This window comes from Gleimia europaea ACS-120-V-Col10b (assembly GCF_000411155.1).
Taxonomy (GTDB): domain Bacteria; phylum Actinomycetota; class Actinomycetes; order Actinomycetales; family Actinomycetaceae; genus Gleimia; species Gleimia europaea_B.
The window spans coordinates 235,061-249,986 of the sequence record NZ_KE150266.1 but is presented as its reverse complement, the minus strand read 5'-3'; the positions used below and the strand labels follow the sequence as shown (position 1 = coordinate 249,986).

General features: G+C 55.6%; 11 protein-coding genes. 1 reads left to right on the top strand and 10 read right to left on the bottom strand.

Annotated features, from left to right (window positions below):
- Positions 1-41: 41 nt before the first annotated feature.
- Together HMPREF9238_RS01140 and HMPREF9238_RS01135 are read right to left on the bottom strand one after the other, a co-directional pair.
- Positions 42-2,558 carry a YhgE/Pip domain-containing protein gene (locus HMPREF9238_RS01140; RefSeq protein WP_016443599.1) on the bottom strand — a complete coding sequence of 839 codons (2,517 nt, stop codon included), beginning with the start codon at positions 2,556-2,558 and terminating at the stop codon, positions 42-44.
- Positions 2,558-5,197, bottom strand: coding sequence for an MMPL family transporter (locus HMPREF9238_RS01135; RefSeq protein WP_016443598.1), 2,640 nt, complete (start codon positions 5,195-5,197; stop codon positions 2,558-2,560). The genes HMPREF9238_RS01140 and HMPREF9238_RS01135 overlap by 1 nt, the downstream gene beginning before the upstream one ends.
- Positions 5,198-5,560: 363 nt before the next feature.
- Between HMPREF9238_RS01135 and HMPREF9238_RS01130 the strand changes: the two genes are divergently transcribed.
- The gene (locus tag HMPREF9238_RS01130; protein WP_016443597.1) at positions 5,561-5,920 is read left to right on the top strand and encodes an RNA polymerase-binding protein RbpA; all 360 of its coding nucleotides are present in this window, start codon (positions 5,561-5,563) and stop codon (positions 5,918-5,920) included.
- Positions 5,921-6,066: 146 nt separating this feature from the next.
- Here HMPREF9238_RS01130 and HMPREF9238_RS01125 read toward each other — a convergent pair whose 3' ends face one another.
- From HMPREF9238_RS01125 to HMPREF9238_RS01090, 8 genes are all read right to left on the bottom strand, one after another.
- Positions 6,067-6,630, bottom strand: a complete 564-nt coding sequence (locus tag HMPREF9238_RS01125; RefSeq protein WP_016443596.1) for a LemA family protein — start codon at positions 6,628-6,630, stop codon at positions 6,067-6,069.
- 11 nt (positions 6,631-6,641) lie between these two features.
- Positions 6,642-7,595 carry a DUF3137 domain-containing protein gene (locus tag HMPREF9238_RS01120; protein ID WP_016443595.1) on the bottom strand — a complete coding sequence of 318 codons (954 nt, stop codon included), beginning with the start codon at positions 7,593-7,595 and terminating at the stop codon, positions 6,642-6,644.
- A gap of 116 nt (positions 7,596-7,711) precedes the next feature.
- Positions 7,712-9,271, bottom strand: coding sequence for an apolipoprotein N-acyltransferase (gene lnt / locus HMPREF9238_RS01115; RefSeq protein ID WP_016443594.1), 1,560 nt, complete (start codon positions 9,269-9,271; stop codon positions 7,712-7,714).
- The gene (locus HMPREF9238_RS01110) at positions 9,268-12,036 is read right to left on the bottom strand and encodes a DEAD/DEAH box helicase (protein ID WP_016443593.1); all 2,769 of its coding nucleotides are present in this window, start codon (positions 12,034-12,036) and stop codon (positions 9,268-9,270) included. The genes lnt and HMPREF9238_RS01110 overlap by 4 nt, the downstream gene beginning before the upstream one ends.
- Complete coding sequence (tatC, locus tag HMPREF9238_RS01105) at positions 12,033-12,857, bottom strand: twin-arginine translocase subunit TatC (RefSeq protein WP_040316422.1); 825 nt, start codon at positions 12,855-12,857, stop codon at positions 12,033-12,035. Before tatC ends, HMPREF9238_RS01110 begins: the two co-directional genes overlap by 4 nt.
- Positions 12,858-12,868: 11 nt before the next feature.
- The gene (gene tatA, locus HMPREF9238_RS01100; RefSeq protein WP_016443591.1) at positions 12,869-13,063 is read right to left on the bottom strand and encodes a twin-arginine translocase TatA/TatE family subunit; all 195 of its coding nucleotides are present in this window, start codon (positions 13,061-13,063) and stop codon (positions 12,869-12,871) included.
- 38 nt (positions 13,064-13,101) lie between these two features.
- Entirely contained in the window at positions 13,102-14,007 is a 906-nt protein-coding gene (locus tag HMPREF9238_RS01095) for a helix-turn-helix transcriptional regulator (RefSeq protein ID WP_156824356.1), read from the bottom strand.
- Between the two features lie 26 nt (positions 14,008-14,033).
- Positions 14,034-14,924, bottom strand: coding sequence for a helix-turn-helix transcriptional regulator (locus tag HMPREF9238_RS01090; RefSeq protein ID WP_016443589.1), 891 nt, complete (start codon positions 14,922-14,924; stop codon positions 14,034-14,036).
- Between the last annotated feature and the right edge of the window lie 2 nt (positions 14,925-14,926).

The following is a 14,926-nucleotide window of genomic DNA, read 5'->3' as shown; positions in this document are numbered from 1 at the left end:
AGCTTTCCTGTTTCCACCCACAACTTTTTGTCCGCGTTCTTTTAACTATCGGCGTATTGGCGCCGAATTTGGGACACGCCCAAACTGCGCGCCTTTTTCGCTGCGATCACTGAGAACAAGAAGGTAGCTAGACCCCAAAGAAGCAGGGGGATAGCAGTACCCAAAATGCTGGTCAGATTACCTCCCACTACGGTGTGGGTCAGACCATCCGTGAGGGCAGAAAGCGGCAACAGACCAGAAATAAGCTGGAAGGCTCCTGGCGCGGTCTGGATCGGAATTATTCCGCCAAGAGAAACTACCTGCACAACAAGGAATAGTAGTGCCACGATGCGTCCAACCCGCGCTCCAAACACGGCGAGGAGAGCTTGGTTAATCGCGGTGAAAGACACCACGCCTATGATCATCATGATCGAGGTTGCAACCAGGCGCTTTGGGGAAACACCAAAGAGGCTAGCGATAATCGCAACACCAATGGCTTGTGCAAGTGCGAATCCTAGCGCCGGGCGAAGCGAGTTCCACGCCACGCGTAGCGGTGGCAAGGAAGATGCCAGTTCTCGCCTGCGTAGCCCCGGCATAGCCAGATACGTTGCGAACGCTCCCAGCCACAGCACTATCGCCGCCGCCCACGGAAATAACGTGTTAGCCTCACTTGTCTTGTACAGGGCCGCGTCCTCCGATCGGATGGGGATCGCCCCCACATTCACGATGCGCGTGCGTTGGGCGTCCGTGTAGCTGGGCACCTGCTCGGCACCGCCCTCGAGTTCGGAGGCAAACCGCGACGTTCCATCTATTAGCTGGCCGATACCGGCATAGAGCTCGCCGGTGCCCCCGGCTAGTTGATCCGTTCCCGCCGCCAGCTGGTCAGCTCCGCTAGCGCTTTGCCCCGCGCCCTCGGCCAGTTGCCAAGAACCGTCCTCCAGCTGGATGAGGCCAGGCTTTAGGAGCCTGAGACCGCCGGCAAGCTGACCCGCACCATCCACGAGGCCGAGCTGGCTTGGCGATCCATCTAGCCCCTCCTGAAGTTTGGCCGCACCATCGGCCAGCTGGGCCAGAGCCTGAGACATGCCGAGGCTACCTGGCGTACCGTTCACCCCGTCGGCCAACTGCGCGGTGCCCGCAGCTAACTGGCTTGCGCCCTCCCGAAGCTTCTCCAGATCCGCACTGATTCCGGCAAAGCCACCGGCATCCTGTAGCTGTTTCACCAATGCCTCTATGCGAGCAGTGACCTCCACAATCTGATCGACGAGCTCATTCATGCCCGACTGAGTAAGTAGTTCATTGAGCTTAGCCAGCGCTTGATCCAAGTTGGGATCATTTTGGGGAATATTTGCAACGGCATTCTCAAGGTCAGCAACAGCCCCGGCAAGCAAAGTGCAGTATTGCGGCGTTTGTACTGCGTCACACTGGGCAACAATCTCCTTGAGGCGGGGGAGTGCTCCTACGTTCGCATCCGTACCGTATATAAGTCCACGCACGTAATCGAGCAAGTTTTGCGAGTCTTTGATAATGTCGCGGATCTTTTCAACCTCGCTAGAGATCTCCGCCGAGGAGGGAACGTTATCAAGCGCGCCTTCAGGGATTGCATTCTCAATCCTTGAGAGAGGTTCGAGCACCTGGTTCAAGCCCTCCACAAGTTGGTCTATGCCATCGCTAAGTTGCTTGGATCCGTCGGCCAGTTGCCTCGTTCCTTCCGCAAGCCCGCCCGGCTCATTCACGCTGCGTTCCAACTGATCGATACCGGACTTCAAGCCGAGAGTGCCCGGTGTGCCCACAAATCCGTCGCGAAGTTGCTTGGTGCCTGCGGCGAGTTGGTCGGCGCCATCTGCGAGCCGGTCCACGCCACCGCGCAATTGGCCTACACCACCTGAAAGTTCGCCCGCACCGCCATACAGCTGGTTTAGGCCCGCCGCTAGTTGCGCCGTTCCCTCGGCGAGCTCCCGCGCGCCAGCAGAGAGCTGACCGACTCCCTCGCCAAGTTTGCCCGCACCATCATCCAATTGCTTCGCCCCGTCTGCGGCCTGGAGAAGCTGGTCTTTCATGTCGTTGAAGCCCAGAAAGATCTTGTCAAGCATCGTTTCTGTTAGCGTATGGCCCATCGTAGTGGCTGCAACAGCTGCAATTTGGGCAGATATCCGCCCCATGAGTTCAGATGATGCATCATTTGACGTGACGGTAATAAGTGCCGGCGAAGCCTCGGCAGTTCCAATCGAAGTTACGTTTTGAGAAAAATTCTTGGGTATCGTGATGACCGCTTGGAACTTTCCAGATTCGAGCCCGCTGCGTGCTGTTTCTTCGGTGACAAGCTGCCAGTTCAGGTTGAAATCCACGGGCTCTTTGGGATACATGAGGCCGCCGGCAAGCTCGCGTCCGATCGGAACCATCACTTCTTTGCCATCAACCACCATTTTTGCGCCCTCGTCCAAATTGACGATTGCGGCGGGAATCTTGTTGAAGTTGTTGGGCCGGCCTGGAAGCGACCATAGCGTGAGCGCGGTTGCGAGGATGGGTAGTAGCAGGACAGCCACGAGGGCCCGTATGTCTCGTCCGGTAAGTTTCATCACGCATTCACCGCCAACTTAGCGCGTACTTCGTATGATTGTTCGTTTGCAAATTCGTCCGCGTTGTCCGGTCCGAGTAGGAGGGCGCCACCCGCCTGGAGGTTTTCCTCGATTCTGACCTTCTCAACTTCTCGCAGGGGCCGATTAACCAGGAGCAATAGGGGTTTGGAAATAGGCGGGATCTGCGTTGCCGGGTCGTCGAGAAAGACAGTGCGCGCGATCACTCGACTAGCTTCGTCACGGCTAGAAATATCGAACACGTAAATGGATCCTGTGTGGGGCGCGAGCCGGCCTCCCAACGCCGCGAGCATTGCCTTGCAAGCCGCTGGATCACCGGTTAGGCGAATAATCTCACCTGGACGCACAGCCAGTTCCGCGCCGCTAACGAGGTCGCCGCGCCGATCTCCGATACTCACGTTTTCGGCCCGGGCTACCACCTCGCCATATTGACGTTGCCAGTCCACGTGTCTGAAGTGCAGGTCCATGCCGGTGCCTTCTACGTCAAGGAGGGGGAGCATGCGGTCAAGCCATCTTGGCAGATACCATGCCTTGTCGCCAAGAAGCTGTAGGACGGCGGGCACGAGCGTCATACGCACCAGGAAGGCGTCCACGCCAACGCCTACCAGTAGGCCGAACGCGATCGGTTGTACGTAGAACGAGCCATCGGGGATAAAGCCCGAAAACACCGACATCATGATGAGTGCCGCCGCCACAACTACCGGGGCCGAGCCCATGAATCCCGTGCGAATCGATTCTCGCACGTTACCGGTGTGGGCATATTCTTCCGCCATGCGCGAAACCAAGAACAGCTCGTAGTCCATCGCGAGGCCAAAAAGTACGCCCATAAGCATGATTGGCATAAAGGAAATGACCGGACCTACTTGACCGATTCGCAACAGGTCATTACCTACGCCGTCAATGAATACCCAGGTTGTCATCCCAAACGCGGCTGCCACCGAGAACACGTAGCCGAGTGTTGCCTTGATTGGCACCCAAATCGAGCGAAACACGATGAGCAAAATGATGAGCGATAGGCCGACAACAACCGCTCCAAATGGTACTAGCGCGGAATAGAGCTTTTCTGATACGTCGATGGCAACAGCGGCTGAGCCGGTAACCATGACGTTAGAGATGTCATATTTGGCTTCCCAACCGGGCGCCGCATCCCTAAGAGCGTGCACGAGTTGCTCAGTTTCGATGCTGTCTGCCCCAGTCTTCGGGATAACAACCACGACGCCAAGATCCGCGCTGCGATTGGGCGTGGATAGTTGCACCTGCTCAACGCCGGGCATGCGCTCGATTTCAGATTTCATGTCGGACATGAGTCCCAGTGGGTCCCGCGACGTGACAATGTCACCGATGACAACCAAGGGGCCGTTAGCACCGGGCCCAAACTCCGAGGCGACGAGGTCGTATGTTTGCCGCGCCATCGTGGACTCATCTTCCACGCCGTTGTCAGGCAGAGCAAGACGCAGATTTATTGCGGGAATTGTCATGACCACGACCACGGCGCTCACGCTCAAAATGGTCAGCCAGGGATGCGAGGTCACGGTTTTGACCCACCAGGCCGACACGTGGCGCTTACGTTCAACGCCAACCTCATCATCGGTTTTATCCAACTTGCGCTGCTTGGGGCGCAAGCGGTCGCCGAGTACGGCAAGCAACGCGGGCAGGCCCGTAACCGCCATGATCGCCGCGATAGCAACTGCCAGCGCCGCTACAAGGCCCATAACCGTAAGGAATGGGATACCGGCCACGAACAACGCCATAAGCGCAATTACAACGGTCGTACCGGCAAACAGCACTGCAGCACCCGAAGTGGCGATGGCACGCGGAATCGACTCTGCAACGGTGTAACCTGCGGCCAGTTGATCGAGGTGGCGCGAAACAATAAAAAGAGCATAGTCAATGCCCACAGCCAAGCCGAGCATGATGGCAAGCGTTGGGGTAGTGGTGGAGATCGGCACGAATGCCGCCACTATCATCGTGATTCCCATCGACATACCAACGCCAAACAGTGCGGAAACGATCGGCACAATGCCCGTCTTGAACGAACGGAATGCCACCGATAAAACCACGAGAGCCAGGACTACGCCTACAGCTTCATGAGGGGAGAGGGGAATCTCGGTGAGCGACATAATCTGGCCGCCAACGTGAACGCTCAGACCGGCATCCTCTGCCTGCTTGGCAATGCTGACCAGTTGGGATACTGATTCATCATCAATCGAGTCCAAGCCAAATGAGAACTGCACCTGCGACATCGCGTACCGATTGTTAGCCGAAATCAGGGGATCCATAATCGAATCATCGAACGGATCGGCCACCGCCGTGACGTACTTGATACCTTTTACTTGCTCCAAAACGCTTGTGATCTGCTGGCGGTAATCCCAGATACTTTCGCCTTCGGGAGCGCCAAAAATAACCTGCCCCGCAGTACCTGACAGTTCTGGGAACCGCTCGGCCATCACGTCAAGACCGTCTTGGCCCTCAGTGCCGGGAATGGTGAAGTCATTGGTCAGCTTGCCGCCTAGCCCAAACATAGCTGCCAAAACCGCGATCAGGATCAGAATCCAAACAAGAAGCACTGTCTTTGCATGCTTAACCGTGGAGGTAGCGAGCCGAAACAGAACCGATGACACGATGCTTCCTAAAAGCTGGATACAGTACTACAACCGATTCTATTATTTATTGGCCGGTCATGAAGAGCTGGAGTGCGGCTCCAACGCTACCACGCCAGGCAGATTCTGCTTCCCGGCGGCAACCGCTACTCCAGTGTTTGCGTGAACGCGGCAAAGGGGTAGAGGGGTGCCCAACAAGCTCCTACAAAAGCAGATTTAATTATGACATAATGTACATTATCGGATCGGGCTATGAAATTAGAAACCCACGCTCAGGGTTCTTTTCGCTTGAGCTGGCCCGTTTTGCCAGCTACTGGGAAATAAACGCCAGTTTGAATGCGTTTAAGCGTTTAGACTACGAAGCGTTTATAGAAAGGAAAACAAATGGCAGATCGCGCACTACGTGGAATGCAGATTGGCGCCAAGTCGCTTGAGACCGAAGATGGCATTGTTTTTGCAGACCGCCAGCAACGTCGCTACCAGTGCGAAAACGGACACGTTTTTGCGGTAACTATGGCGATCGATTCTGAGCCGCCAGCAAACTGGGAATGCCGCTGCGGTTCGCCCGCCGAGTATCTGGGCGAAGCTGAACCCGAGGAAGAAAAACCGGCAAAGCCTCAGCGCACACACTGGGATATGCTCCTTGAGCGTCGCACCGAAGAAGAGCTCGAAGTTTTGCTTCAGGAACAGCTTGAGGTTCTTCGTCGCGGCGAACTACGCAACGGCGTGGCCTACAGACGCTAAGAGATGTTAAAGCGGTGGTAAATTTAAGGTCGCTCTAAGCTTCGATAAAGCACAAGTACCCCTCTATGCATGTCAGCGCTCCTGCCGCTCAGCGCTGCTTTATGTCCGCACCCTCCCCGTGATCCTATACGATCACGGGGTTTGTGTTACACCGAGTAATCGAAGCCGGAGATGTCCTTCTTTGCGTTCACGTCATCTTCGCGCAGGAAGTCCACCTGCTTGATTCCGCGTATCGCTGCCACGATCGAGATTGGGAATGTAACTACCATCTGGTTCAGCAAACTAATGTTGGAGTTCACAATTCGCTTCGAGGCAGCCAGCTGGTCGTTTTCTTTCGCGATCTCACTTTGGAGGTTCAGGAACTGCTGGGAAGAGAGCATCTGCGGGTAGCTCTCCCCCACTGCAAAAATGCTGCGTAGCGCATTGTCTTGCGAGACGAGCGCGTCGTTCATTTCCGCCACCGAGGCACCTCGGCGTAGCTTCACGATGTTTACAAAAAGCTTCTCTTCGTGCTCCGCGTAAGACTTCGCTACCTTCAACATTTCCATGATCGTGTCATACCGCTTAGTCAGAGCAATATCGACGTTTTTCTTCGACTCCTCAATAATCACCAGGTAGCGCGACATCTGGTTGCTCTTAGCGATGAACCAGAAGACAATCAACATTAAAATGACCGCAACCGCGATCCACATGTACACGTAAGCATTCATTGATTCTCCATTCACAACTGCGAATTAACTTTATCTAACAACGTGTAGAACTGACCGAGCTGATTTTGCACCTTCTTATACTCACCGCTGAGTGAAAGGCTTTCAATCTCTTTTCGGTTACTAGGACGGCGTAGAATATGGCAGTCCGTGTAAAACGAGACCGCAACCGTGTTCTCGTCCATCGTTACAGCGATGGGACAACCTTCTCTATACTCCACAAGCGTGCGTAGCAGGTACGGGTTAAGCAGCGTGCGGCTAGAAACCTCGTCACTGCAGTAGACGTTGAAAGTCTCGTTAAACTGAATGTCTTCCGTCTCAATCTTGGACTCACCGTTGCGGGCCTTGGCATAACCTGGCTGTCTTTCCCGACCAAATAATCCTCTTTTTGTAGGTACGATGCGAATGTGGCCACGCAATCCAGTTAGGTACTGGGCGCTCAGCACCTGCCCATTGAAGTCCTCGACGGTATGAGTATTACCATCGGAATCCTCATACGTGTGATAGGCCCACAGGTTACAAAACTCCGTCCGCTTTTCGTCATTGAACCTAATGTGGCAGTTGGGCGAAAAACTCTCTGTTTTCGGTATAACTTCCTTCAAAACCCGGCGGTCAATCCCACCGTCATAATTGACTTCAGCGTTTGGAATCACTTCTTGCAACACGGGGAGCAAGAAGTTCTCCACATAGGACACCGTGGTTTTATTTCTGATCGCCGTGCGCTGCTTATTCCAGACGAAGATGAATACTGCGATAGCCACCAAAATCAAAGCTTCATCGCGAAGCCAAAACATCAGGATAATCAGTGCCGGAATGCCAACCCACAACATTTTATACTGCTGGGACACGCTGGAAACCATGCCCGCCTTTATCTCGTTCAACACGGCTTGCTTCTTAGGCGAATTCTCGATCTGCTCAATCCGTGCAAGCACCGTGGAATCGGCGAAAAATGGATGCTGCTCAGCCATGTTGCGATTCCCCCGTGGTTTCCGCCGTGCTAGATCATCATGATCGCTTCGTTGTTCTAAGTAAACATGGCGGTTAAGTTACGGCGCAACTGCTAACAGATTACAGTTTGTTGAACTTAACGGGCGTAGTTGATTTCACTGTGCCGGGCAATGGTTCGGATGCAACCGATAACGAGCAACAGGCCACCCAACGCCATAACCGTGTAGTTCAAGTACTCGCCCCACTTTGCGCTGAATGTGAGGCTGGTACGAAGCGGCACGTCCTCCACAATCCAATCGGGCTGATAGAGATCTGTAACCTTGAGCATTGTCCCGTTGGGCCGCACAATAGCGGATACTCCATTGGTGGACACCTGCATGGCGGTACGAGACATCGACATCGCTCTCAGGCGCACCATTTGCAACTGCTGGGTGGACTCGGGTGTGTAACCAAAAGACGAGTTGTTGGTCGGCACAAACAGCATTTGTGCGCCCAGTTGCGCTGCTTCGCTGAAAATGCGCTCGTAAGCGGCCTCGAAGCATATTCCAACGCCCATAGTCAGCTGTCTCCCGGCCAAATCAACGTTCATCACCCCCGGCTCGATTCCGGGCAGCATGTCGGTGGAAACCTTCGCGGTTTCCTTTGACAAGATTGACAGGTACTCGCGCATCGGAATATATTCGCCAAAGGGCACGGGCAGCTGCTTTGTGTACACCTCTCCAACGGATCCATCGGGATACCAAACCACGGCTTCGTTCCAGCGAGCATCGTCCTCATAGCGCAGTACGCCAACTACGATCGGCACTCCCGCACGCTTTGCCACCCCGTCTAGCATGGCCTTTGCTTTGGCATCGCTGCGCGGATCGTGATCCATCGAGTTCTCACCCCACAAGATAATGTCGGCTTTCATACCCGAAGCCAAGGCCTCCTCGGTGGTCTGGACGTGATTCTTCGTAACCTTCAAGTACTGCGCGAACGTGGCGTCCGCAGGTAGCTCAATGTTTCCTTGGATGACGCCAACGCGCAGGCTCCCTCCCTCCGCGCGCGCATCCAGAGTAAGGGCAAAAGGCATAACCACAATCAACGTAGCAATGGCGACCGCGCCGACGCGCCTGATCGGGCTGGTGCAAAATGCGGGCACGAAGCCGAATGCACGGCGAACCAGAACACAGGAAGTCACAACCACGAGGCCAATCGCAACCTCGGATCCCCACGGAGCGAGCGTCCGCAAGGGCGAATCCACCTGCGAGTATGCGATATAACCCCAGGGGAAGCCACCGAATGGAACGCGGCCGCGCAACTGCTCAACTGCCACCCAAAGCACGCCCACGCACAGTGCGTAGAGGAAGGGTGAACGTTGCAACGCGCTAATCTGGCGCACCCACGCCACGGACAGGCCAAACAGGGCCAAGAACAAAGCCTGCACGGTTGCTAAAGCCAACCAGGGCAAATAGCTGCCCACCGAGACGGTGGCCCACCAAATGTGGGGCAAGAAAAACCCTAAGCCGAATACAAAGCCATACCAGGTTGCGCGCCCCGCCCGGGACCGATCGAGGGCCGAAACTAGGAGGATTACGGATGGGAATATCAAGAACCAATAGGCGAGGTCAGGAAACGATGCCCACATCAAAACCGCTGCAACCAAGATTTGTGCATAATCGAGAAGGCGGCGCCGTTTAGGAAGATAGCCGCTCATGCGGATTCCTCGGCCAGTGCCACCACGGAACGGCGGATCGAGTCAGCGGCCGTATGCGCGTTACTGCGCAGCGGTTCGCTCGCACTAGATGCGATTTGTCCGAGCGCGTCAATCACCTGGCGGCACCAGCGCACCCAGTCGCCGGGAGGCAGATCAGCGCTACGCACAGCTGAAGCGAGGTCATCGCCCATCACCCACCAATAGATAGCCGGCATTATGCCGTACTCCAACGGCCCGGTAGTAGGCGCGTGCGCGTCATTTTCCGCCCGGTTCACGTCTTGTAAAATCCGCTCCAAGTCGCGCAAAGACTGTGCTAGCGCGCTGGATGAGCCACCGGGTATATCAGCCTCCGGGTCATGGTCCTTACGCGGCTCAAACACGCAAGTTGAAACGGCTGCGGCTAGCTCCGCAGGAGTGAGCTCATCCCAGATCCCGGCGCGAATCGCCAAAGCCGTAACCAGATCATGCTCGCCGTAGATGCGGCGGAGGATCTGCCCAGCCTCCGTTATCTCTTCGCCGTGTAGGGCCCCCACACGATCCAAAACCTCCGCGATGCGATCAAACCGATCCGACAGTGAGGACGTGTCTGTCTCAATCTTGTCCGCCAAACGCAGGTAATCCCGGCGAGCACTCAGCCACGCCCGCGCCGCGCGAGCGTGCTCATCACGATCAGGACAAGAATGCACCGGATGGTTACGCACCTTACTTTCCAGACGATCAATCTCGGTTTGCACCGCGCGTGGAATAGGTATCTTCTTGCGTTTGGGCTCGCCAAGGCGGCCCTCTTTACGCATAGCCCGAAGCTCGGACGCGATCGCCGCTTTGAAACGTGAAGGCCGGCGAACATGGTTTTTCTTAATACGCATGTGGCCCAAAACCGACACGCCATACAAAAATGAATCCGCAGTGACAATCTGTACGCGCCCGTCCGTGCCAATCACCTGCACGGAAGGTCCGTTCCGCCCCGGCCGGGGATTATGCACCACAATGGCATCGATATTTAGTTTGCGTCCAGGCAGTGCTATCACTTCGCCCACGCGCAGTTTCGCGATAGCGCGGGCAGTGTCAGCCGCCTGGTTAACCACTCGCAGTTTTGCCGACTCTTTTTGTAACCTGGTTAAATCATCGCGCGCAATAAAGTATGAGTGCGCGTCCCCAAGTTCGCACTCGAACCCGTGATCGAGATCTTTCATCCGTTCCTTCGCGAGGCGGGTTTCGCGCGCTACCCCAACCAACTTGCGATCCGCCTGGAACTGAGCGAAGGATTCGTCCATCACTTCGCGCGCCTGCGCGAGTGTTCCGGCCGCCGCAAGGTTCACCACCATGTTGTACGTGGGGCGGAAGGCAGAAACTAACGGGAATGTCCGCTTGGAAGAGAGCGAAGCCACCTCTTCGGGCATAATGTCGGAGCCGTAGACCACTACCGCGTGGCCCTCAACATCAATGCCACGCCTACCTGCACGACCCGTGAGTTGCGTATACTCTCCCGGGGAAAGATCCACATGCGCGATGCCGTTGAACTTCCGGAGCGAATCAAGCACCACCGTGCGGGCTGGCATGTTGATACCCAGCGCCAACGTTTCCGTTGCAAAAACAACCTTGATGAGGCCCGCTGCAAACAGCTTCTCCACCGTTTCTTTCATAATGGGAAGCATTCCCGCATGATGGGCCGCAATCCCTGCCTCCAATGCTGCAGCCCACCGCGCAATTCCCAAAACGCCAAGATCCTCAGCCGACAGTGAGGACACGGCCTCATCTACCGCCGCCGCGATCTCCTGCGCCTCCTGCCGAGTGGTCAAACTAACCCCGGCACTGTAAACCGCGTCGAGGGCGTCCTCACACCCCGCTCTTGAGAAGATGAAGAAAATCGCCGGAAGCAGATGGGCTTGCGCAAGTGAAATAACGATCTGCGGCTTGGACACGCGGCTGGCCCTTCGCCCGGCCTCACGCATTCTCCGTCCCCCAGCCAGCCCGCGCGCCGCCTCATGCGGTGAACGCGACTGGATGCCCTGCGAGCGGGAGATAGCGTGACGTAGGTGCGGGTTGATTTTCCCGCGTAGCGCCGGGCCGCCCTCGCGTGTGGGCTGGTACAGGTCGTAAAGCTTTCGCTCCACCATCATGTGTTGGTAGAGCGGCACGGGGCGCACCTCAGACACGATTACGCTACAGCCACCGCGAACCTGATCGATCCACGCGCCAAACTCCTCCGCATTCGACACGGTTGCCGAAAGAGCCACAATCTGCACGTGACTTGGCATGTGAATGATGATTTCTTCCCATACCGGGCCGCGGAACCGATCTGCCAGGTAGTGGACCTCATCGAGCACTACCGCACCCAAATCGGTGAGGTCTGTGCCCGAATAAATCATGTTACGCGCCACCTCGGTGGTCATAACCACCACGGGTGCATCGCCATTAATCGAAGTGTCACCGGTTAGCAAACCAACGTTTTCTTCGCCCAGCTCGGCCGCGAACTCGAGATATTTCTGATTGGAAAGCGCCTTGATAGGCGTGGTGTAGAACGCGCGCTGTTGCCTCCGTAACGCCATGTGGAGCGCAAACTCCCCCACCACGGTTTTTCCCGAACCCGTTGGAGCAGCAACGAGAACGCTCCCTCCTGACTCGACGACTTCTAACGCAGCGTGTTGGAAGTCGTCCAGTTCGAAATCAAACTGGCTGGCAAACTGAGCGCGCGCAGTGCGGGCGTATTCGCTACGTTTTCTTGCCGCCCGGTAGCGTTCAGCGGCGGACAAATCCTGATTCATTCGGCGTTATCTTCCTTCGCCTCCAGCCGCGCTAGAGCGGCGTCAAGTTCGGCCTCTTCCTTTGCCATCTTCTTATCATGACGATGATCATGAATGTAGGAAATTCCCACTGCCACGAAGTAGAGGGCGAGCATTGCCAGTGCTTGGAATGTCATATTCCACGGGTCTGGGAGCGGGTTAGCGAGTGCGGTGAACACGAATGCGGAAACCACCGCCCACCGCCATGCCTTCAACATGGAGGAGGCGCGCAACACGTTCATCTGGTTTAAACCCACCATTGCCAGCGGCACGAGGAACGATATGCCAAACACGATTACGAGGCGCATGTAGAAGCTGAAGTACATGGAGGAGCGCATGAGCATCACGGCGGAGTTTGGCGCGAACGACGTGAGGATACTGACCGCGTGCGGCATGATCCAAATACCAAATCCGGCTCCCGCAGCGAAAAGGATAGCGCCGGAAATAGTGAAGATAACCGCGTAGATCTTTTCCCGCTTCTTCAAGGCGGGTGCAATGTAAGCCCAAATTTGGTAGACCCACCACGGTGTAGTGAGGACGAAACCGGCAAACAGGGAAATCTTGAGTTTCAAGTCGAATGCGGCGGAAACCGTTTCAAAGTTCAGGTCGGCGCTCACGCCACGGGCACGAAGATCGCGGAGAGGCTGCGACATGTAATCAAAAATGTAGGGGTAGAGGAACCAGCCGGCCACCGCCCCCACCGTGATACCCAAAAGGATGTATATGAGGCGCCGCCGAGCTTCCTTTAAATGATCAACGAGGGGCATTCGCCCCTCGGGATCACGTTTCGTCAGCTTGGCCATAACCTGTAGTTCTATTTACCTTCTTCATCCGCATCTAAAGATTTTGTTGTCGGTTCCTCATCTTCGGTGAGCTCCTTCATCTCTTTCTTCAAAACCTTCGCGGACTTACCGAGATTCTTTGCAATGTCAGGTAACTTTGACGCACCAAAAACAATGATCAGGATAATCAGAAGCACAATAATGTGCGAGGGTTTAAATGCACCCATGTTTCCTCCAAAATACGCAACACCACGTTCATTCTACTTTACTGATTCCACTCGGCGCGAAAGAAGTCTCGGTTCGCGAGCGCCTTTTGCGCCCGCTCTTTTGCCGCCTGAAAAATATCGGGGCGGTTCGTCTCCCTTATCCACGGGCTCGCCATGAGCATTTGGGTAGCCATCCATTGCTCGTCAAACACTTCGAATACAGCGCGCATCATCTGGTTGTACTGTTTAATAGTCGCGTTTGTTTCCACCACTGCCCTGCCCTGCGGCTCGATGAAGATCCAAACTTTCTTGCCGCGCTCATCTCCACCTGCCCCTGTTGGCTCAACTTTGCAACCCGCCAGAATGTTCTCCATGCGATCCAGGCGAAACGCTCGCTTTTCTCCCTTGTCAAGGTCGATCGCTTCCACAATCCAGTGTGGCCCAGCCTGACGCAGGCCCAGCGGGAAAGCATTTCGTTCACTGACGTGGCTCGCGTTGGACACGTACTTGAACTGAACCGAAGTGTTTTGGCCTATCGCTTCTTGAAGTACTTGCCGATGATTCGCAACCTGCTCATCCTCAAACGAAACCAGTTTCGAAAAATCCAGTTTGAGGCCGCGCGGGGCCAAGAGTTTAAGCGCGGCACTGAACGCGGTTTCGCGAATGTCGGACGGCAGTAGATGCGATAGGAAGATGAGGCCGGTTACCAAACCGATTGCTTCATCGTCAGACAATCCAATTTTCTCACTTACCCGGTTCATGTCCTGGAAGGTGACGTAGTTGCTTTCTTCAAAACTGAACCAGTCCAACCCCAGATCTTCATCCGGGGCCCCATCACCAAACCACGCTTCCCCCAAAGTCGTTACTGTAGTTCGCACGGCCTGTTCACTAACGCCGAAGTGCTGAGCGATTTCGCTAACTTCAGCGCCACCGACTTCCTGCAACCAAGCCAGAATCGTGAACATTAAGGTATCTTTGCTCGGATTAGCCACTACTCCCCCAACGCGTCAATTCTGCGATCCACAGCATGTACCAAAGCGGGCGGGCCCAATACCACGATATTTTCTATCTCCCCCAGCACCCGCTCCAGCCAAACACCGAGGGAACCGGCCCTCCCCTCGTGGATTTCCCAGCCCCGGGGTGCTTCCTGGCCGATAACGCTCGTATGCTGCCGGGTCAGCAAAGCCGCCCCCTCTTTAATCGCAAGTGTTGGGGTGATAAGGAAGAGGCCGCGATCATCATCGGCACAAGGCGTGGTGGTGATGGGCTCATCTAATATCTCAATGTTGCTCTCGTCAACTCGTGACAGTCTGAAAGTGCGTTTTTCCTGACGCCCTCGGTCAAACCCGCACAGGTATAGGTTGCCGTCTTGCAAGAACATGTACCACGGTTCAACGGTTCGACGAAGAGCATCGCCATGGGGCTTCATATAGGTGAAAACCACCTGCTTACCCTCTGTCACTGCCCGGGCGAAAGCCGCTACTGCGCGTAGGCCACTCAAACTGGTTTGCGGCATGCTTCCCGGATTATTCAAGATCGCATGCAGGCGGGCGGCGAAGTTTGGCTCCCTATCTTGTGACCACAGGCCACCGGCCGCGTGTACCAACAGCTCCTCCGCAGGCGTCAAATCCGCTTCGATCCCCGTACCCTTTTCCAGAATGTAAATCTCGTCGCCCTCATGATTCACACCGGTTTTGAGGTTGAAACCCATATCTTTCAAATCAGCCTTGTCGCGGGTAAACCGGCGTTCGCGGGCCAGCCCCTGCTCCTCATAACCGGGAACGAGGTCAAAAATCTGGCTTGCGGTGAGTCCGAGCTCACGCTTAGACAATGCCAGAACCAGCCCAAGAAGGCGCTGTCCTCGCGATGTATCAACACTCATGT